General features: G+C 44.0%; 19 protein-coding genes and 1 pseudogene. 14 read left to right on the top strand and 6 right to left on the bottom strand.

The genetic code is table 11. The annotated features are described in order from the left end of the window. The first annotated feature begins 330 nt into the window (after nt 1-330). Both H539_RS27550 and H539_RS33030 read left to right on the top strand, forming a co-directional pair. Complete coding sequence (locus H539_RS27550; protein WP_051348399.1) at nt 331-3,519, top strand: glucan 1,4-alpha-glucosidase; 3,189 nt, start codon at nt 331-333, stop codon at nt 3,517-3,519. 175 nt (nt 3,520-3,694) lie between these two features. Continuing rightward, entirely contained in the window at nt 3,695-3,817 is a 123-nt protein-coding gene (locus H539_RS33030; RefSeq protein ID WP_281171368.1) for a hypothetical protein, read from the top strand. A 1,097-nt stretch (nt 3,818-4,914) separates the two neighbouring features. Here the strand turns inward: H539_RS33030 and H539_RS0101770 are convergent. After that, nucleotides 4,915-5,472: a GNAT family N-acetyltransferase gene (locus tag H539_RS0101770; protein ID WP_026692073.1), complete on the bottom strand. Its 558-nt coding sequence runs from the start codon at nt 5,470-5,472 to the stop codon at nt 4,915-4,917. An 814-nt stretch (nt 5,473-6,286) separates the two neighbouring features. On the opposite strand from H539_RS0101770, the gene H539_RS0101755 reads away from it, so the two are divergent. The 5 genes and pseudogenes from H539_RS0101755 to H539_RS27540 all read left to right on the top strand — a co-directional run bounded on the left by H539_RS0101755 (nt 6,287) and on the right by H539_RS27540 (nt 8,995). Then, entirely contained in the window at nt 6,287-7,447 is a 1,161-nt protein-coding gene (locus tag H539_RS0101755; RefSeq protein ID WP_026692072.1) for a DUF4317 domain-containing protein, read from the top strand. An 88-nt stretch (nt 7,448-7,535) separates the two neighbouring features. Beyond that, the gene (locus tag H539_RS0101750) at nt 7,536-7,832 is read left to right on the top strand and encodes a YncE family protein (protein ID WP_026692071.1); all 297 of its coding nucleotides are present in this window, start codon (nt 7,536-7,538) and stop codon (nt 7,830-7,832) included. A gap of 144 nt (nt 7,833-7,976) precedes the next feature. Beyond that, nucleotides 7,977-8,375 (top strand): annotated as a pseudogene (locus H539_RS33355) (DUF6979 family protein). A gap of 55 nt (nt 8,376-8,430) precedes the next feature. Next, the gene (locus H539_RS33270) at nt 8,431-8,589 is read left to right on the top strand and encodes a hypothetical protein (protein ID WP_342663988.1); all 159 of its coding nucleotides are present in this window, start codon (nt 8,431-8,433) and stop codon (nt 8,587-8,589) included. Further along, the gene (locus H539_RS27540) at nt 8,573-8,995 is read left to right on the top strand and encodes a GNAT family N-acetyltransferase (RefSeq protein WP_342663987.1); all 423 of its coding nucleotides are present in this window, start codon (nt 8,573-8,575) and stop codon (nt 8,993-8,995) included. Before H539_RS33270 ends, H539_RS27540 begins: the two co-directional genes overlap by 17 nt. Nucleotides 8,996-9,305: 310 nt before the next feature. Here H539_RS27540 and H539_RS27535 read toward each other — a convergent pair whose 3' ends face one another. Then, a complete protein-coding gene (locus H539_RS27535; RefSeq protein ID WP_035321726.1) occupies nt 9,306-9,512 on the bottom strand; it encodes a hypothetical protein in 207 nt (68 codons plus the stop codon). A gap of 187 nt (nt 9,513-9,699) precedes the next feature. Here H539_RS27535 and H539_RS0101730 point away from each other — a divergent pair, with 187 nt between their 5' ends. Both H539_RS0101730 and sigJ read left to right on the top strand, forming a co-directional pair. Next, a complete protein-coding gene (locus tag H539_RS0101730) occupies nt 9,700-10,845 on the top strand; it encodes an NAD(P)/FAD-dependent oxidoreductase (RefSeq protein ID WP_026692070.1) in 1,146 nt (381 codons plus the stop codon). A 13-nt stretch (nt 10,846-10,858) separates the two neighbouring features. Then, the gene (gene sigJ, locus H539_RS0101725; protein WP_026692069.1) at nt 10,859-11,734 is read left to right on the top strand and encodes an RNA polymerase sigma factor SigJ; all 876 of its coding nucleotides are present in this window, start codon (nt 10,859-10,861) and stop codon (nt 11,732-11,734) included. A gap of 46 nt (nt 11,735-11,780) precedes the next feature. Here the strand turns inward: sigJ and H539_RS33350 are convergent, their stop codons facing one another. Beyond that, complete coding sequence (locus H539_RS33350) at nt 11,781-12,050, bottom strand: OsmC family protein (protein ID WP_081415761.1); 270 nt, start codon at nt 12,048-12,050, stop codon at nt 11,781-11,783. After that, the gene (locus tag H539_RS0101720; protein WP_026692068.1) at nt 12,051-12,251 is read right to left on the bottom strand and encodes a hypothetical protein; all 201 of its coding nucleotides are present in this window, start codon (nt 12,249-12,251) and stop codon (nt 12,051-12,053) included. A 266-nt stretch (nt 12,252-12,517) separates the two neighbouring features. Between H539_RS0101720 and H539_RS0101715 the strand changes: the two genes are divergently transcribed. The 3 genes from H539_RS0101715 (at nt 12,518) to H539_RS0101705 (ending at nt 16,329) form a co-directional block, all read left to right on the top strand. Beyond that, nucleotides 12,518-13,987, top strand: a complete 1,470-nt coding sequence (locus H539_RS0101715) for a class I adenylate-forming enzyme family protein (protein ID WP_035321725.1) — start codon at nt 12,518-12,520, stop codon at nt 13,985-13,987. Between the two features lie 3 nt (nt 13,988-13,990). After that, a complete protein-coding gene (locus tag H539_RS27530) occupies nt 13,991-15,739 on the top strand; it encodes an acyl-CoA dehydrogenase family protein (protein WP_051348397.1) in 1,749 nt (582 codons plus the stop codon). A 317-nt stretch (nt 15,740-16,056) separates the two neighbouring features. Further along, nucleotides 16,057-16,329, top strand: a complete 273-nt coding sequence (locus tag H539_RS0101705; RefSeq protein WP_026692066.1) for an STAS domain-containing protein — start codon at nt 16,057-16,059, stop codon at nt 16,327-16,329. Nucleotides 16,330-16,481: 152 nt separating this feature from the next. On the opposite strand, the gene H539_RS0101700 is transcribed toward H539_RS0101705, so the two are convergent. Beyond that, nucleotides 16,482-16,814, bottom strand: a complete 333-nt coding sequence (locus H539_RS0101700) for a hypothetical protein (RefSeq protein WP_026692065.1) — start codon at nt 16,812-16,814, stop codon at nt 16,482-16,484. Between the two features lie 223 nt (nt 16,815-17,037). Here H539_RS0101700 and H539_RS0101695 point away from each other — a divergent pair, with 223 nt between their 5' ends. After that, nucleotides 17,038-17,580 carry a GNAT family N-acetyltransferase gene (locus H539_RS0101695; RefSeq protein ID WP_026692064.1) on the top strand — a complete coding sequence of 181 codons (543 nt, stop codon included), beginning with the start codon at nt 17,038-17,040 and terminating at the stop codon, nt 17,578-17,580. A 179-nt stretch (nt 17,581-17,759) separates the two neighbouring features. Here the strand turns inward: H539_RS0101695 and H539_RS0101690 are convergent, their stop codons facing one another. Beyond that, nucleotides 17,760-18,671: a VOC family protein gene (locus tag H539_RS0101690; RefSeq protein ID WP_026692063.1), complete on the bottom strand. Its 912-nt coding sequence runs from the start codon at nt 18,669-18,671 to the stop codon at nt 17,760-17,762. 288 nt (nt 18,672-18,959) lie between these two features. Between H539_RS0101690 and H539_RS0101685 the strand changes: the two genes are divergently transcribed. Then, nucleotides 18,960-19,451, top strand: a complete 492-nt coding sequence (locus H539_RS0101685) for a PaaI family thioesterase (RefSeq protein ID WP_081415753.1) — start codon at nt 18,960-18,962, stop codon at nt 19,449-19,451. Nucleotides 19,452-19,750: the final 299 nt, after the last annotated feature.

Raw genomic sequence — 19,750 nt, 5'->3', positions numbered from 1 at the left:
GTAGTCCGAAGGAGAAACTTTTGTTTAATCCATTAGAAAACGGATTGATTTGTGCGGGAAGAATGATGGTCTGGTAGAATGAAGTTCGATACAAAGATTCATCATTAACTGTTGACTTGATTTAGGACCCTCACAGAACATACTGGATAAGGTTTCTCAAAGTTTATCATTCTATAAGTTGAATTGGTTTCCCTCAGCCATTACTATATACATGTAGACATAAAAAGACAGGCATCGGAGCGGAGGTCACAAAAGACAGAGGAGGGTGTAGGAGATTAGTCATTTTTTTGAAAGCGCTTTATCTAATAGAGTTATATAAAGGGGTGGCCCATGAAAACGATGAAAGTATTAAAGAGTTTCAAAGGATTCTCTGCTGCATTTCTCACTGGGATGATGATTACAGCTCTGACGATCACTCCGCAATCTGGTCAAATCACATACGCAAAATCCAGTAATGAGGCACCTGGGAGTCCAGGGGTTTCCTCTGCCTGGACAACAGGTGCGAAAAATGGGGTAGGCACCGCATTTTATGATCCTGCATCCGGCAAAAGTACATCCAATGTATGGTATACCTTAACAAACGGAATTCTGTCCGAAGTATATTATCCTGATGTCACACGGGCCAATCTTCAGGAGCTTCAATTCGCCGTGACGGATGGAAAAACATTTGTCGATTTTGAAAAAGAAGATACCAACCATGAAATCCAGCTCGTCAAAAACAATGCCTTAGAATATAAGCAGATTAACACCGATAAAGAAAAGAAATATAAAATAGAAAAAACGTATATTACCGATCCCTCTCAGAATACTGTGTTGACCCAGGTGTCCTTCTCTGCTCTCAAAGGGAATGTGAAGGACTATAAACTGATGCTTTATGCCAATCCAAGCATCAATAACAGCGGGATGGCTGATTCGGCAAAGGTCTTGAGCAAAGGCGGAGCAGTCAGCCTTGTCTCCAGTGAAGGAAACACAGCCATGGCAGTAACAGCCTCCCAGCCATTCCTTAAAGCCACTTCCGGATTTGCCGGGACAAGTGACGGCATAAAGGAATTGAAGGAGCACTTCGACCTCGTGAACACTTATACATCTGCACAAAATGGGAATGTGGCGCAGATGGCGGAGATTGATTTAGGAAAGGGAAGCGGAAAAAAGAGCACCTTCACCGTCGCGATCGGTTTTGGTGAAACAGATAATGAAGCTGTAAAATCGACGCTTCTCTCCCTCCGGCTGCCTTTTCCAGCTTTGGAGGAGAGCTACAGCAAGGGATGGAAGGAGTATATCAAGACTCTCAGCAAACCTATAGCCGGTGATACAGCGCAGTACAATGTCGCAGCGATGGCCTTAAAAGCACATGAAGACAAGCTGCATCCGGGGGCCATGATTGCTTCGCTCACCGTTCCTTGGGGGGAAGCCGTGAATGCAGATCAGGGCGGTGTGGGAGGCTATCATCTCGTCTGGTCCCGTGACCTGTATGAAGTGGCTTCTTCTCTCGCTGTCATCGGAGATCAAGACACGGCACAACGTGCGCTTGATTATCTGGATTATGTCCAGCAGAAGCCGGATGGCTCGTTCCCGCAGAACTCCTGGCTTGATGGTTCTCCGTACTGGGGAGGTCTCCAGATGGATGAGGTCGCATATCCGATTATCCTTGCCCATCAGCTGGGGGACACGGGCGAAAGCCGGTATCAGAGCTTGATTAAGCCTGCCGCGGACTTTATTGTCAAAAATGGACCCTCCACCCCTCAGGAACGATGGGAAGAGGAGGGAGGCTATTCACCTTCAACCATTGCAGCAGAAATTGCAGCACTGGTCACTGCGGGCAAGGCAGCCAAAGATCATAACGACTTAGGTTCTGCCGCTGTTTATTTTTCAAAAGCAGATGAATGGGAAAAGAAGATTGAAGACTGGACTGTTACCAAAAAAGCGCCATTAACCAGTGGAAAGCAGCCCTATTATTTCCGGGTTAATGATAATACAGATCCAGATGACGGCCATAATCTGCAGATAAACAATGGTGGCGGAGATTATCCGGAAAATGAGATTGTGGATGCCGGCTTCCTTGAGCTGGTGAGACTTGGAATCCGTTCAGCGGATGACCCGCTAATCGCCAAATCTCTTGACGTCATTGACAAGGCTATTAAATATGATTCACTTCATGGTCCGGTCTGGTACCGTTATAATCATGACGGCTACGGAGAAAAAGCGAATGCGGGGCCATATGATGGAACAGGGGTCGGACGGCCGTGGCCCTTTTTATCCGGAGAACGCGGCCAATATGAGATCGAGCTTGGACTGACAGCGAAGAAAAATAAACCTTCCAACATGTATGGTCCCACACAGCTTTTAAAGACGATGGAAGGGACTGCAAATGACGGCTGCTTAATTCCAGAACAAATCTGGGATGGCCAGGCGCTTCCTGAAAGGAGCCTGATGCCTGGAGAAGGAACCGGCTCCGCGACGCCTCTTGCATGGTCCATGGCAGAATACCTAAGGCTTTCAGAAGACATCAAGCAGGGAAAAACGGTGGAGAAACCACAGGTTGTTACGGACCGCTATCTCGATCATCGTCCGGCACAAGGACCTGAAATTACGATCGATTCACCGAAAAATGGAACAGAGGTTACCCAGCCGCATGTGACCATTACAGGCTCAAGCACGCCGAACACCACGATTGTCCTGTCCGGCGGCAAGGAACGGACTGTGGTGACAACGAATGCGGAAGGCCGCTTTTCCGCAGAGATCGAACTCGCTGCCCTAGGGATGAATGTGATAGATGTCATCTCTTACGACAATCAGCGCTCTGTGAATACGGCCAGCATTCATGTCAACTATAAGCTTCCGGCCTTTCTGGATATTGCCGATCCGGCAGGAGATGATTACGGACCGGGCTCTTATGTATATCCAACTGATCCAGTATTCAAGAAGGGTGACTTTGATATCCAGCACGTCAGAGCTTCCATGGACAGTACCAATGTATACTTTGAAGTGCAAGTGGGAAATATCGACAATCCATGGGGCGGCCCTTCAGGACTCTCCAAGCAAATGCTTGATATTTACATTGATGAGGATGGAAAAATGGATTCTGGCAACAGCTGGATAAAGGATCTGAACGCCGTGTTCAGACCGGACGCAGGCTGGGAAAAACGAATCCGGGTGACCGGAAACTGGCAGGGCAATACCGGTGTGTACGACAACTACGATTCGACCCCAAAAACTCCAATCGGTGTCAAAGTGGATGAAAGTACCAGGACCATCGTGCTGACGGTGCCAAAAAGTGCCCTTGGCGGAGAACCTCAGCCAGGATGGGGCTTCTCGTTCTTGCTTGCCGGGGAAAATAACGGCGGAGTCCGCGAAGTCCACGAACATACAGAGCAATGGAATTTTGGCGGCGGCTCCGGCTCCAACCAGCATTCCCACATCATCGACATGACCGTGCCACAAGGAGAAACCCAGGAAAATGTCCTCGATTGGACAAAGGGAAGTCCTGTCCAGCTTCCTACTATTCGTATAACAAAATAAAAGAAATATAGGTAAGGAGAGTATCACCTTCTACTATCTATATACGGCCCCGCTCGGTTGGACGAGCGGGGGTTTTTCTTCATGTATACATAAAAAGTTAAAGATATGGAATAAAAAAATGAACAAATCCTTCTGCTGTCCCATCAAATGTGTAGGAAGGGGGGATGAAAGCGGAATGGAATACATTCGGGATCTCGAACAAAACATCAGACAGGAAAAAGGTAAGGGAGGAGTCTTAGTGTTCGATCAGCTGCTTCTGGATAAAAACCTGAAAGTGATGAATCCGAATATTATGTAGTACGATCAGGCGGTAATGGTTCCAAATTAAATAGACATATTTTATATCAGGGTGCGCCGGGTGGAATTTATTTAACTTAGGTGATAGCGAAAGTCCTTGCCGGGAAGACGAAGGACTTTTGTTAAAAGGTTCTAATGGACAAACCACTGACTCACCTGGGGAGAAGGGTCCATTAGAAGGAGTCTCACGGACAAAACTTAGGCTCAGCTGGGGAGAATTGTCCATTAGAAGGAGTCTAATGGACAAACCACTGACTCACCTGAGGAGAAACGTCCATTAGAAGGAGTCTAACGGACAAAACTCAGGCTCGGCCGGGGAGAAATGTCCGATAGAAGAAGTCTCAAGGACCAAATACTTGTTCACCGGGGTAGTTATGTATCATAGGAGGGGGCGCCGCAGTGAATAAATCTCCGGTTGGAAGAAATATATCTAATAAGAGTCTTCCAGGATTAATCACAGTAATAGTACTTCTGGATTAATTGCATTTTTGCCTTTTTCCTTTTTTAATCCTTATCATTCCATTTTACATGATATTCTTTATGCGGGATAACGCCTGCTTTATCTCATCAAGCAAGGGATGAACAGACTTCTTTTTCTAAATATGTCGTTATCAATGTACTCAGGGTCACTATAGATGACTTTCCTTTTATCATGATCATTCTTTCTGTTCGACATATTTTATCACTGCCTTTAATATAGTCAATAAATTTGCGAGATGATAGGTACTGGACAAACACATGAATTTTGCTGGAATGAGGATGTGGAGGGGAAAGGTAACTTGTTTACATATAAAATATAAAAGGCGTGCAATAGATACCTATGCAGCACTTTTGTTTAGGGTATTTAATTCTATGGGTTTCACCGGATGGCCTAACTATCACTTTAGTTTTTCTCAGCAGCCGTGGAATAACCAGTTTTCGAACAATAGTGGTTATCTCCATTCGACCGTTCATCGAACTTCCTATCACTGATTCCGGCATAAAGAAATCACCTTAAAAAGAGCTTGGAATTACAAGCTCTTTTTCTTGGTATTTTTTAAGATAGTATCATTCCAATTGAATTGCTTACCAGATATCAGGATTAATCTTTTATTTTGCCTATGTATTAATAGGTTTCTCTTTATCTGAAGCGGCATACTCCATCAGCCAGCAATCATGATAGTCACCTTCAGGGAACTCGCGCTTGGGAAGCAGCTTCACTTTTGTAAATCCGCATTTCTCATAACACCTTATAGCCCTTGAGTTGCCAGCACGGGGGTCCATGACCACACGGTCCGCATTCTCCTGCTCGACCAGGAATTGAACCATTGAACGAACGAGAAGCGTTCCAATTCCCTGATTCCAATAAGAGGGCTCTCCGATAAACTGGTCAATCCCGAAAACAACTCCTTCTCTGTAGCCATATAAGGCTCTGGTTTCCTTATCCAGAGGATAGAATTGAATATAGCCGATTTCCTGACCCTCATATTCGACCATGCATTTCCGTTCTTCTTCCTCACCCTTAAAAAATACGTTTCGGACTCTTTCGTAGTCAAAAGAGTTATCCCGTCCTTCATAAAACTCCAGGACTGCCGGATCTGACAGCCACTTGGCAAGAAGAGGTATGTCCTTTTCTTCAAGTTCCCGAACCAGTATTTTTCCATTTTGAAATAACATTTCAATCCCTGCTTTCATACCAAAAAGACTCTTACTACTTTAAGGAAAACAAATTGAAAAAAGGACTGCAGGAAATGGCCGTCCGATTTCCAAACGGAGAGCTATACTTTGATGCAGAATCAAAATATTTGCTCTGACCATTTCCAATCGCACCGTAGAGAAAACGGGAAACAAAGGCGCGAAGATGTACTTCAGCGTGAACAATCCCAAATCCCTTGAAGCCTAGTCGCCGAAGATAAAGGTCATTTCCAGCGAGCCCTATTATAGGGAAATTGCTCCTGACAGGAAGTGGGAGAGCGTGACCCGTTTTATGAAGCGGGTAGCCGACCTTATAAGAATGCTGAAGTTTATTCATTTGCGATTCGAGCACTGAAAAACGAGTTAAAAACGATGCCGCGTTTGTAGCTGCCAGAGTCTCGAAATATTTAACTTAGCCGTGTGGAAACGTTCACTGTCCGGAAATTTGGCCAAAAAAATCCATTTACTTTTTTTAGTAATTTATAATAAAATAGAAAAAGCTCCTGCTGCTGAAGGACAGGGGCTTTCTCTTTATGTTCATATTATCCATGCCTGGGAGGTCAATCTTTGGCATGGATGATAGAAACAGCTTGAATAGTTTGAATATTTTATTACTTTAAGGCATTAAACGGAAAAAGTCAATATAAATAGTTATATTATGTAATGACTGGTTTAGGGAGGCAGCCTGAAACAGTCTTTTTATTTTTGTCTTATTGCAACCTATCAAATTGAAAAAATATCAAGTCTTACTCATTTCTTTTTTAATCAGTATAATTAGGGATGGGAGTTGAGATAAATGAATAAAAAAGATATCGCAAATATACGCAAGCAATTTAAATTAGATAATTACCTATTGAAGATTCAGGAGATCTTCAATGTGTATGTAAAGAAAGAGTCTGGGGAAATTTACCATTATGTGAGCCAGCCGCTTGAATTGATGGAGCAGGAAACACAGGAGTTGTTTTTGAAGAATTTTAAAAAAGTGCTGACCGGTCCGCTTGATGGGAAATTATTCGAGCTGAAATTCAGGGGGGATGCAGAAGAAAGCACCCAGAGAGTTCTCTTTGAAAGCCTGCAGGCAGAAGAGACGGAAGAGTGGATTGAATATATGCTCGAGATGGTCAGGAAAATGTATGCCCACACGGTTTATGAATTCGACACCGTTGTGACATTTGTCCGCGGAGAGTACAGAAAGCAGACCCGGAAGCGGGATCTTGAATCGGAGGAAGGCGGGGATGATGAAGTGTATTCCAGTCCATTTATCCTTTGCAGTCTGAATAAAACCAATCAGCCGAAAAAGTCTCTGACGTTTGATTATATTGAAAAAGAATTCAGGTCGAATAATTCCATCGATCCTATCATTCATCTGGATTCACCTTTATCTGGTTTCTTGTTCCCGGCATTCAATGATAATGCGGCAGATGTGAACCATATTCTATATTGCTCCGGAAAAGTGAATCAGCCGGATATCACTTTTATAGAAGATGTCCTGAACTGCGAGGAAATCATGACTGCCCAGGAAGATAAGGACAGTTTTGAGCTGATTTTAAAAGAAGTGATGGGTGAAAAAGTGGATTCCCGCGTCATATCAAATGTGTATGAGGAAATTGATAAGATGGTCCAGGATAATGAAGAAAACGAAGAAAGCGAATCACCGAAGCTGGATTCCCGGGACATTGAGCGGATCCTGACCGTGAGCGGTGTGGAGAATGTAGATGCTCCCAAAGTGGAACATGCCCTGAAATCGGTCCTGGATGATGAGAAACATGAATTTAAGGCAAGCAGCCTGGTTCCTAAGTCTATCAACATCAACACGAAGATAGCAGATGTATCCATCAATCCAAAGGACCTTAAAAATGTAAAATATATCATGTATCAAGGAAAACGCTGCCTGCTGCTAGAGGTCGATGATGATGTGATCGTGGAAGGATTCCGGCTAGAATCGGAATTGCTTTAATGCTGCGGCATAATTTTATAAGTGAAAAAGCTGGTTCTCTCCTGCATGGGGGCCAGCTTTTCTTTATGTAAGGCAAACCTTAAAGCAGATGAGGCTGACTGATATTGCGATCACTCCGGACGGGGCAGTGGGATATATATCAAATGGTTCTTCCCTAAATGCTTCTGTAATCAGGACCAGTACAAACACCGTAATCGATACCATTCATCTTAACGGATTCTCTGTTGATGTCAGTATTCTTCCAGACGGAACACAGGTTTATTTTTTGCTTCAGTTCAGTAATGAAGCTGCAGTCGCTGACACTGTTTCAAACACCGTTATTGCCACAATTCCAGTCGGAGCTTCTCCGCGAATAATTGCCTTTGCCGATGTGATTCTAAGCTAAAATGAAGCCACTATCAATCTCAGGGAATCTAGTATTTAAGGAGGCAGATTTTTTTGCCTCCTTAAAACTCTGTAAAATATATAGAAAAAAATTCCATTCGGACGATATAATAAGCAAAGACGAAAGAAGAGAGGGTGGATCTTGATGGGGAAATACGGAACAGCGGCTGTTCAAGCGGCAGAACTACTAATTAATTTTACTTGTAAAACTCCAATAGATGCATGGAATGAAGCAACCACCGAAATTTTCGGCAGAGGAACCCACAGTCAGAAAAAGGGGTGTCCAAAAGGAGCATTCTTAGGAATATGTGAAGCGGGTCTATTGATGGAGTATGAAAAAAAGATTCTGTGAAAACAAACACTCAAAAAATGAGAATACGCCATTAAAGCTGTTGGTATTTTAAGAGATGAGCCAGCGTTAGCAATTCAGCCTCGAAGGTTATGGGAAAGAGTCATAGTAGGAGAAGTAAAATCTCATAATGCACAAATGGATGTGGTAACTGCTTTATGGAATAAAGGATCCATCCTTACAGATAAAAAGTGAATAGTTTAAGACCATGATCACAAAAAGACAAGCTTTTACAGTGGGGGGAATCGATTTGCTGACACATAGAATTGATGAAGAAGTTTCTCTGAGACTGCTGAATAAGGATGACGCTGAGGAATTTTACCAATTGACGATAGCCTCGAAAGCCTATTTAAAGGAGTGGCTGGGCTGGCTGGATTACATAAAAAGTAAGCGTGCAGGATACAGCTGAAAACATACAGGAGAGATTAAAAGGATTAGTAGAAAATGGCGGCTACCCTAAATCGTTTGCCATTATTCACAGAGGGAAAATCGCCGGGACTGTGGGTTTTAATGAGATAAATAAGTCTGCGAAAATTGGTGAAATAGGGTATTGGCTGGGTCAGGAATTCCAAGGGAAAGGCATAATGACAAAGGCGGTAAAGGCCCTGATAGAATACGGCTTTAAAGATCTTGGCCTGAACCGGGTGGAAGCCTATGCAGCTTCAGGGAATAGTAAAAGCAGAGATCTTATTGAACGTTTGGGTTTTACACAAGAAGGGATCATTAGACAAGCTGAGTGGCTATACGACCATTATGTCGATCATGTGGTTTATGGGCTTTTGGCGGAAGAGTGGAAATGCATAAAACAGGATTGACTCATCTTTCAGATGGGTCTTTCTTTTTTTAAATACATCGGAAGGATACCAGGTTAGTACTTCGGATTCCCTGGGTATTTGGATACAGATGGAGGTGATAGGAATCTATTTTACTTCGTTATATAAGGATGTTGATATCCAGAACTTTCCTTTAAGTGCTTTATTAATCATTCTAGCATTCCTCATCGTTAGCATAATGTCAATCATTGCCGCTTTCCGGGTACAAGGTGGCTCCTATCCGATCATATCGTCAACTACTCAAGATGAAAAAGCAAAAATGTCCTCCTGGAATACCAGGGGGACATTTGCATTAAAAGAAGAAGAAGGGAGCGACAATCGCTGCTCCGGCAGCCCCGCCTACAAGCCCCCCGGCAAAAGCTGCAGCTCCATAACCATAAGGACCCGGGCCATACCCATAGCGGTAAGGGCCGCCATACCCGCGAGGGCCGTATCCCGGACCATACCCCGGGCGGACTCTTGGACCATATCTTGGACCGTAACCATTTCGATACGACATGATATCAGTCTCCTTTCTAGAATAAGCCTCACTGTTATTTCGTGAAAGTAGCAGTGATCCTGCTGTTATCTTATGAACGGCTTTAGATGCCTGTACATTATAAATGTGGATAACCCTGTATTTTTTTCGTCACAAATTCCTGTGTGTAATCGTCCTGAAAGCAGAATAAAAAAAGGAGATGGATGATATGGGAAAGAAGACCATTGTCGTGGCAGGCGGCGGATATGCGGGGATTAACTTCGTCCATGCGCTGCAGAAAATCAATACAAACCACCGAATCATCCTGATAGATAAAAATGCGTTCCATTTTAAAAAGGTAAAGCTGTTTAAAGGGATCGTGAGCGAAGACATCTCAGATTTACATGTCCCGTTCGCCGCTTACTGCAAGAAGAATGCTGAATTTGTTCAAGGCAGGATAACGGCTGTTCATCCTGAAGAGAAAATCATCGAATTTGAAAAGAAGGAGGGAGTGATCCGCAGCCTTTCGTACGATACGCTGGTCCTGGCAATGGGAAGTGTGATCGAGGATATAAATCCCGAGCAAGGAGGCGTTGCTTTGACAAATCTTGAAAGAGCAATAGTCATTCGGCAGGAGCTATTGGAGATGCTGGATTCTCCAAAAAAGATGCTTAGAATAGCCATAGCCGGGGGAGGAATCACAGGCATCGAAACAGCGGCAGAAGCAGGTGCCTGGCTTAAACATGAAGGAGAAAAAAGAGGATTTGAGCCGGGGAAAATGGAAATAGTTCTAATCCATAAAAAAGAGAGGCTCGTAAGCGAAGCTCCCGCCAAGATCAGTGAGCGTCTAGAGGGCCGGCTAAAAAAACATGGAATTAAGGTGATCTATCAGAAAACGGCTGAAAGATTCATCGACCACTCCCTCTATTTCTCGGATCAATCCCATCTGGAAGCAGATTACTGCATCTGGACAGTCGGACTAAAGCCGCACCCTTGTCTTCGCGGGTTCGGCCTTCCTCTTACAGATGAAGGAAAAGTTAGAGTTGATCCTTGGTACCGGGTGGCTGATTATGAAGCTCTGTATGCTATTGGAGATTGTGTTCATGCAGTTGATGCCAGGAAGAACCATGCTGCACCCATGAGCTGTAAAGAAGCGATTTCACAGGCACAGAGACTGGCCAAAATCCTGACAGGGGATGACGATGTACTCCCTTCAGTTCCACATCAGCATTCCCCTGAATTGCTTTGCATCGGCCTTGGCCCCGGTGATGGGCTGGTATGGGCACGTAAATGGGGGATGGACTTTGCCGTTTCAGGGAAAGTTGCAGAAAAAATCAGGGAGTATACATGGGATCTTGCGAGTATCAATCAGTGAAGGAGGGAACACCTTGGAACTTCAGAACGTGTATTCAGAATATCATCCGCTGCTCTTTAGCATCGCGTACCGGATGCTCGGCACGGTTTCCGATGCGGAGGACATCGTTCATGATGTGTATGTAACAGCCAGTGAAAAATCATGGGAGCATGCGGAAAATAGAAAGGCGTACTTTTGTAAAATGGTGACGAATAAATCCCTGGATTACCTGAAATCTGCCCGCAAAAAGCGTGAGGTTTACATGGGTCCGTGGCTTCCCGAGCCTTTGATTCTGGATCCCCATGATCCTGTTGCGGAAGTGATGAAGGGAGAAGCCGTCTCCTTTGCCTTCCTCCTGCTGCTGGAAAAGCTGAAGCCCATCGAGCGTGCCGTGTTCATCCTCAGGGAAGTCCTGGAATATGAATATGCTGCCATTGCACAGATCCTGGGACGCAGTGAGCCTGGCTGCAGGAAGATTTTCAGCCGCATAAAGCCTAAGCTTCCTTTAATCAAAGAGGAGCTGAAAGATGTGCCGCATCATCAGGGAATCGAAACTTTTGCAGCCGCCCTGCAGCGGGGTGACCTTTCAAAACTGGAAGAATTGCTGCTTCAGGATGTGACCATTTATTCGGATGGCGGCGGAAAAGTGTATGCAGCCTTAAAGCCCGTGCATTCCAAGAAGCTCGTTGTCCGTTTTATTGCAAATCTTATGGAGCAGAACCATGATCCGGAAAAACCGGCACTTTTTCAATTCATGACGGTAAACAGCGGTCCCGGACTCCTGATCAGGGAAGCCGGCGGAATGCTGACCGTATGCTCCTTTCATGTTAAACAAGGCCAAATCGCCGATATTTATATTGTGAGAAATCCTGAGAAATTAGAGCATGTAAAGCTGCCCCGTGTTGATTAAGCTATAAAGACAAGGCCCCCGGCCATAAGGAAGGGGGCACTTATTCTTAATAGGGTTCAAGCTCCCAGGTATGCTCAAATTCAATAGCCCCTTTAAGGGTCTGGGCCACCGGGCATCCTCGTTCAAAAACGGATAAGGCCCGTTCTGCCGCAGCCTGTTTTCCATCAGGGAGCTTGACTTGATAGTGGCAGCGGATTCTGGTGATCCTAAGTACACCTTCAACCTCTTCTATAACACCCTGTACACTCGCCTTGACTTTGTCTGGTGAAGTCGGAATTTTACGCGCTTCCAGCGCGCCTGATAGGGTCCCGACCAGTCAGCCTCCGGCTGCAGCGACTATGTAGTCAAGTGTAGAAGGATGCTCGACGCTCGGTTCAACGCCATAAAATTCCTTGACTCCTCCATGTACACCAAACTCAATAGGCTCCTCAAAACCCTCAATATACGCTTCGCGGATTTTATTGGGTGTATCTTTTTGGATAATCGTGATCTGGGTAAGTTCAATAGGCTTGGACATTGATTTTCACCTCCTTGTACTAGCTTTACCCTTTACCTTCACATTTGAAGCAAAGGGTATGAATGAAGGTTTATAAATAGAGATATCTCAATCCTTGCACATCATTTTCTAATACTGAAACCAACGCAAATATCCTATCATACACTTTTACGCACATGCATGGTACACTAGTGATAGTTACAACATTGAAAGCGCTAACAAAAAAGGAGAGAGAGTACCAGATTCCTTATATAATAGGATCCAATTCTTAAAATAGGAGGGAACCCATGGATACCATTCACGGCTTGTTAGAAAGGAATGCCGAAATTTATCCGGATAAAGAAGCGTTTATCACAAAGACGGACCGCCTTACATATGCAGCCATGAATCAAAGAACGAATCAGATTGCCAGATTCTTAAGCGGTCGGGGAGTGGCAAAGGAAAGCCGTATCGCCATCGCTGCAAAAAATGATCAGTACTTTCTCTATGCATTTTTCTCACTGTTGAAGCTGGGGGCGATTCCCATGCCCATCAATAATAAATTGACGCAGGGCGAAATCCACACCATCCTCCAGAATGCCGAGGCGGATGGGATCTTATATGACGCCGATTTTGCAGAAAAGGTGGAGTCTTTTTCCATCAAATGGAGGATCCAAGAGATCGATCAGGAATCAAGAGAGTACCAGAAGCATAATTTGAACCTTCTGATTGGACCTCAGGATACATGCGAAATCCTTTTTACTTCCGGTACGACAGGAGTCCCAAAAGGAGTCGTTTTCACCCATGAAAGAATCCTGGCACTGGCCTATGCCATGGCGGTAGAGTTGGAGTTTACAAGTGACGACCGTATCCTGACCATTATGCCATTATCGCATTCAGCGCCGTTAAATTGCTTCTTCATTGGCCCGCTGTATATGGGAGCCTCCTTTATCATCGATGATTTCACCCCAAAAGCCCTTCTGAAATGGGTCTCTGACGAAAAAACCACCTTTACGTTTGCCGCACCGGTTGCCTATCTTTTAGCCTCTAAAGAAAAAAACATCTCCGAATATGATCTATCCAGCATGAGATCCTTTGCTTACGGCGGCAGTGCGATGCCCCTTGCGACCTATGAATCTGTCGCCGAAGCCTTCCAGAATCAAAACTTTTATCAGGTTTATGGATTAACAGAAGCAGGTCCGAACGGATGCCTGCTGAGACCGCATGAGCACCTTGAGAAACGGGGAAGCATCGGAAAGAACCCTGTCATCAACATGGAAATGAAGATTATAAGAAAAGATGGTGCCGAAACCGATGCCGGGGAATATGGTGAAATTCTCCTGAGAGGAAGTTCGCTCATGATTGGCTATTATAATCAGCCTGCTGCCACGGAAGAAGTGGTTAAGGATGGGTGGCTGTATACCGGAGATATCGCGTATAAAGATCCCGACGGCTACATCTATATTGTTGACCGGAAAAAGGATGTGATCATCCCAGGCGGAATCAACGTGTATCCCCGTGAAATAGAGGAGGTACTGGCCAGGCATCCGGCCATCCACCAGGCATGCGTCGTGGGAGTTCCGCATGCCGACTGGGGAGAAACGGTCAAGGCTGTCATCGTTTTAAATGAAGGAAAGACTGTAACAGAAGAGGAAGTAAAATGGTACCTGTCCGAATCCCTGGCGGAGTTTAAAATTCCCCGCCTCTTTAGCTTTGTAAAGGAATTGCCTTATAGTGCAAGCGGGAAGCTGCTAAAACAAAAGGTAAAGGAGATGTAGGGAATGAAGAAAGTGATGCAGGAACCGGCCAAGATCCACTACAGCAGGTGGGAAAGCGGAAATGATGTGAATTGGTATACGGATGATCCGATCCTTACCCGGTATGCAAAGCGCTACTTGTCTCAAGCTGTATTGGATTATGTGCAGGATTCCTTTAAAAAAACCGGTGCCCTGGCGGCAGGACCCATGGATCGGCGGGCTGTCCATACCGATCGGGAAGGTGCGCCGAGGCTCATCCGCTACAATAAAAAAGGCGAGGAAATCAATGAAGTCTGGTATAACGAGGGCTACCGGCAGACGGTGAAGGACGGGTATGGAACCGGTGTTGTGGCATACCGCTATGATGAAACGCTGCATGAAATGATCCCCTTTTTCGTCAATTCTATTTTAATTTATCTCATGTGCGAATCAGAGCCAGGCTTTACCTGCCCGGTCGGCCTATCCCAATCGACCGCTTTTGTACTCGAGAAATTCGGCTCTGAGCAGCAAAAGGCTGAATACTTAACCAGCCTTGCCTCCTGGGATCCTGAAAAACTGGCGGAAGGCGCCACATTCCTAACGGAAATCCAGGGAGGCTCCGATGTCGGCGCCGCTCAAACGAGAGCTATAAAAAATGGCGACCATTATTTACTCTCAGGTGAAAAATGGTTTGCCAGCAATTGCGATGCCGAGATTGCCATCGTATTGGCGAGGGTAAATGATCTTCCAGGCACAAAAGGCCTGGGGCTTTTCCTTGTGCCGCGCACTCTGCGGGATGGCAGCCGCAATTCCGTCACCATCCGCCGGCTCAAGGATAAGCTCGGCGTACGTGCCGTCGCAAGCGGCGAGCTTATCCTGGACAATGCCATCGGCTATCTCATTGGCGAGGAGAAAAACGGATTCAAATACATGGCCGAGGCCCTGAATGTCTCTCGCCTTGGAACAGGACTGAGCGGCATTGCCATTGCCAGGAGGGCGTTCCTAGAGGCCGCCATCTATACCCATCACAGAGATACCTTTGGTCAGCCGATCTGCCGATATCCCATGGTGAGGGAAACCCTGTTGAACATGATCACAGAAATAGAGGCAGGCTGGGCGCTCGCTGTCCAAACTCTCCAGGTTTTCGATGAAGTGCATACTTATGGCAGGAAAAATGAAACCAATTATCCTCTGCTGCGCATATTCCTCTCTCTTTTAAAATACAGAGGAAGCGAGCTAGGCGTCTCTGCCGCAAAAGATGCCCTTGAGCTCCATGGGGGAAACGGATACATCGAGGAATATGTCATTCCAAGGCTGATCAGGGACGCGATTGTGAACCCGGTCTGGGAAGGGACAGCGAACATACAGAGCCTGGAAATCTTAAAAACCTTATCCAAAACAGGAAGCAGCAGCGTGATTCAGTATCTCAAGGAAAAATTAAAAAGGGTTCACCATCCTGAGCTGGAGGAATCAAAATCCTTCTTTACAGCTGAAGCCGATCGGCTTGAACAATCCATGGACCACGTCCTCGATCAGGATGCTGACACCCAAAATGCCCTTGCCAAAAAACTCGCGGATCTCATGTATGATGTGTCAGCAGGTATATTTCTATTAGAGGAAGCGAGCTATGACCTTGTAGAAGAGCAGGACGGCAGGAGGGCTCTCGCCGTGGAACAGTGGATCCGGCTGAAGTTCGACCGATCTGCGGATCGAGGAATCCTCTCAAATGTTAGTATTTCTGATGAGCTGTTCGACTGCTTGGTTTGTTTCGGGAAAAAGCTGGTGTGGAGCTGAACGTAATATGTTCCATTAGGATCGTAAACCGTGAATTCGTGCAGAACTCACGGTTTTTTTACTTTAAATGAGATATATCTACGGTTTTTGTGAGGACTTTGATCAGTTGTGTAAATTCAAATGGTTCTTGTAGGATCATTCATCTGAAGAATTTCTAAAGAATAAGGGGATTCATTAAGATATAGTTGTAAAAAGTTCAATTCTCTTAGAATGGATTAACAGGATTAATTAACTTACCTAATTACGCTTAAAAGCCAATCTTTTGAACAGGGGGAGTAAAATGCGTTAAGTTATATTCAGGGAGTGAGATTTAATGAGTGAAAACATTGAAGATATTAATTACCAAAGAAGTGATTGAATATTCACTAGAGCCGATAATCGTTCATGGGATGGACGCTTTAGTTATCGAGTCTATTTTTAAAATTTCCAATCCACTAAAATTACTCGGCATACAGAGCCTTATAACCGGCTTAAGACCTGAATTGGCTGTGGGCGCCGTTAAACTGGGAATTAACTTAGCGGACATCATTACTTTTTTGAGTGTTAAGGATGCATTGAAGTTTTTAGGTGTACAATATACGATTATATAAATAAGATAGATTCCTTGGAATACCGTCTATTATAAAAATATGAGGGTGTTGTAAATAGGCAGTTTAATGTGTATTGAAATCGCATATGCCTTTTCTGTTGCCAGGAATATAAGACTTGCAAAGAGAAATAGGTTCAACTAAGGGCGGCTAAGCTATACCTCATCCAGCCTATTTAACAAATAACAGCTTCCATTTTCCGCAAACCATAGAAATTTGCCAGAGTTAATATTAAACTCAACTCTGTTTTTATTATAAAGTAACTTTGTTGCTGTTTTAAATTGCCTGAGTAATTCTGCCGGGGGATCTGTGATAATGTCCTGAGTACTGTTCGTAATGACAAATCCTTTTGGATTTAATCTTCGGTCAGGTTTTACTTCTGTCACCCATTCACCGTTAAGTAAAATGGATTTAGCTATGATCTTCATTTTACGGTTTTGTATGGACCAGGTTTTTCGGCAATTACACCGATGAATCTTACACTTCATCCCATAACCCTCTTTTCTTTTAGTATAAGGTCATAGTTCATTATATTTACACGTTTGGAAAAACATTATGATAAGTTGGCTGCCCTTAATTAAATACTCCAATTTTTCTACACGGGGTACCTTATTATTAGATCATTACATTTTAACAATTGTAAGAGTTGAAGGAAGAAGGCCAGTGTAATCTATATGTAAAAAAGTTTTATATAGAAGAGGAGTCATGATTATGGAACTTAGAGGTCATCATATTTTCTTACGCTTTTTGGAATATAGGGACGCAGAAGCCTTACTTGATATGCATAAACGGAATAGTGAGTGGTTTCAAAAATATTCTCCCACTTTTGATAATGACTACTATACTCTTGAAACAAAACGGAAATATATTAGTGATTCTATAAAACAACGCGAAGAAGATAAAAGTTATTCTTTTGGAATTTTTTTAAAAGATCATGGCATTCTGATTGGGGATGTTTCGCTTTTTAGAGTGGCTCGCGGGCCGCTCCAAAGGTGTTTGCTTGGTTACTCATTGGACGAAGAATACAATGGCAGAGGTTTTACTACAGAAGCCGTTTCCATAGCAGTAGATTATGCGTTCAACAGATTAAAACTGCATCGTATTGAGGCAGGTGTCATGTTAAGCAATCCAGGTTCGATGCGGGTTTTAGAAAAGGCAGGCTTTCAAAGAGAAGGTATAGAAAAGAAAGGTGTAAAGATTAATGGCCAATGGGAAGACCATCAGATATTCGCTTTACTATCGGATACAAACTAAGTTATATGGCCAAAGACAAAATAAAAACGCCAAGTGGCGTTTTTATTTATTCACAATGCGCGGGATTTGATATTATGGCTTTCTAGCTGATGAAGCATTACCGTTTCATGGAGCAGAGACCATATAATCGGAATATGTAAAATCACCAGTATCCTGTTTGAATCAAGGCTTTTAAAACTTTACTCAACAAGCCCCTCAGGCGGCTTGATGCCCCACAGGCTAGTGGCGAGTTCAGTGTCTTCCCATACTTTAGGTCTTTGGGGAAAATCACGGTGCCACGGTCTGGGTTCGAAATATCCCATTGCCTCATTCATGATATCTAATTCGATAAACAGTTCTACCAGGTTTCCATCGGGATCTTGATGATAGGCGGCAATATTGTGTCCGATTCCATGGCGTAAAGGACCCCACACAATGGGTGTGTTGTGTCTGCCGAGCAAATCCAGACTGTCTTTCAAATGGCCCCAATCATGCAGCTCAAAAGCAAGGTGATGCAGCTGATTGACCTGATCCGGTTGGATGGCCTTAATGAAATTCACAGAATGATGGTCTTGATTGCACCTCATAAACGCGAAAAAATCCCTCATCCAATCGGAAACTCGAAAACTCAATATGGTCTCATAAAAGTGTACCATCTCTTTAGGGTTCTCTACCCAGCGGGCGATGTGTCCTAATTTATTCGGACCAATCCCATTCCTGTTCATTCCCAAACCTGTTGATTGCATTTCGGTAAATAAATGGATTTCGTTTCCTTCGGTATCTGTAAACTCAATGAATTGACGTAATCCGGGAGAAGCATCGGTTTTTATCGCAGCTTGTATTCCTGCTTCAGAAAGCTGTTTTGCAATCTCTTCCATTGAAAGGGTATTTTTCACTTGAAGCCCTATGTTCTTTAAGCCTTTTTCCGTCGAAGAAGGTTTTAGTATTAGATTGTGGTGATCGGTACTTGTACTCAAGTAAGCGGTGCCGTCTGAGTCTTTTTCAACAGAATGTAATCCCATAACCTTTGTATAGTGTTCCACCATTTGTTCCAAATTTGAGGTGTACAATGTTACATAAGAAAGTCTAAACGTCTCAATCCTGTTATCCATATCTCGTCACTCCTTCATTTATCCTTCATTTGATTTGGATTCCCAGCCTGCCATTCATAAACTTATCAAGATATTCATTGCCTCAGCAAGCAATTCAGACTGTTTCAATATATTTATAAAATAGTTACCTTGAAAATAGCTGGAAACCGCTAAATGGAAGGATGAACAGAAGGACCAACAAATCGTTGTGCATGAGGAAAAACTTGTATATATTTATAGTACAACTTGACTGAACGCCTAGTTAATTTACGCTGTTTTTACATACTATATTATTATTATGGGGGATGTATGGTGGAAGAAATAATTGAAAAAGCAATACAAGATGTCTACCCTGATGATTTTGCCTGGTGCTTTGGCTGCGGCCGATTAAATAAAGATGGCCATCATCTTCGAACGGGCTGGCAGGGTGATAAGACGGTTACGATCTTTAAGCCTGAATCCAAGTACATGGGAATTCCAGGTTTTATCTATGGCGGGCTGATTGCCTCGTTGATGGATTGTCATGGAACAGGCTCTGCCTCTCTTGCCTTGCACCGTAAGAATGGAAACGAAATCGGTGATGGTTCAGTACCGCCCAGATTTGTAACCGCCAGCCTCAATGTGGGATTCCTAAAACCGACTCCACAAAATGTTCCCCTAAGAGCGATTGGAACAGTGGAAGAAATCCATCCTAAAAGGTGGAAAGTTCATACGGAATTATTTGCAGATGATCTTCTTTGTGCTCGTGGAGTGGTCGAACTTGTTGTAATGCCTAAGACATTTATTCAAGAAAAAGGCTAATTACCGGTATTGGGAAGATTGAATATACATATTTGGCCCTGTTTGCATTCGTTATGCAGTTGGGGTCTTTATTCCTTGCTCTTTATGATGGGCGTAAGGGCTCTCTGCGCCTCTTTTCCAAACCCAGGATAAAATGGGTGTGAAATAGTAGTATGGACAGCAGATACTGATTCAGCCATTCAGGTACTTACTAGAAAATGGTGCCGCTATGCTGTCTGAGCCTTATGATTTTTTAAATGATTTAAGATCGGGCTGGGAGGATCCCGATGGAAACCCTAATAAATGATTTATTTATGTAT

This window comes from Peribacillus kribbensis DSM 17871 (assembly GCF_000430765.1).
Lineage (GTDB): Bacteria > Bacillota > Bacilli > Bacillales > DSM-1321 > Paraperibacillus > Paraperibacillus kribbensis.
The sequence above is the reverse complement of the archived record's forward strand: the minus strand, read 5'-3'. Positions and strand labels throughout refer to the sequence as shown.

Coding starts and splice junctions, on each gene's coding strand:
- H539_RS27530 (WP_051348397.1), top strand. CDS start 13,991: ATGAAGAAAGTGATGCAGGAACCGGCCAAGATCCACTACAGCAGGTGG.
- H539_RS33030 (WP_281171368.1), top strand. CDS start 3,695: ATGGAATACATTCGGGATCTCGAACAAAACATCAGACAGGAAAAAGGT.
- H539_RS0101700 (WP_026692065.1), bottom strand. CDS start 16,814: ATGAAGTGTAAGATTCATCGGTGTAATTGCCGAAAAACCTGGTCCATA.
- H539_RS0101685 (WP_081415753.1), top strand. CDS start 18,960: ATGGTGGAAGAAATAATTGAAAAAGCAATACAAGATGTCTACCCTGAT.
- H539_RS0101695 (WP_026692064.1), top strand. CDS start 17,038: ATGGAACTTAGAGGTCATCATATTTTCTTACGCTTTTTGGAATATAGG.
- H539_RS27550 (WP_051348399.1), top strand. CDS start 331: ATGAAAACGATGAAAGTATTAAAGAGTTTCAAAGGATTCTCTGCTGCA.
- H539_RS0101750 (WP_026692071.1), top strand. CDS start 7,536: ATGAGGCTGACTGATATTGCGATCACTCCGGACGGGGCAGTGGGATAT.
- H539_RS0101690 (WP_026692063.1), bottom strand. CDS start 18,671: ATGGATAACAGGATTGAGACGTTTAGACTTTCTTATGTAACATTGTAC.
- H539_RS0101720 (WP_026692068.1), bottom strand. CDS start 12,251: ATGTCCAAGCCTATTGAACTTACCCAGATCACGATTATCCAAAAAGAT.
- H539_RS0101755 (WP_026692072.1), top strand. CDS start 6,287: ATGAATAAAAAAGATATCGCAAATATACGCAAGCAATTTAAATTAGAT.
- H539_RS0101770 (WP_026692073.1), bottom strand. CDS start 5,472: ATGTTATTTCAAAATGGAAAAATACTGGTTCGGGAACTTGAAGAAAAG.
- H539_RS27535 (WP_035321726.1), bottom strand. CDS start 9,512: ATGTCGTATCGAAATGGTTACGGTCCAAGATATGGTCCAAGAGTCCGC.
- H539_RS0101730 (WP_026692070.1), top strand. CDS start 9,700: ATGGGAAAGAAGACCATTGTCGTGGCAGGCGGCGGATATGCGGGGATT.
- H539_RS0101715 (WP_035321725.1), top strand. CDS start 12,518: ATGGATACCATTCACGGCTTGTTAGAAAGGAATGCCGAAATTTATCCG.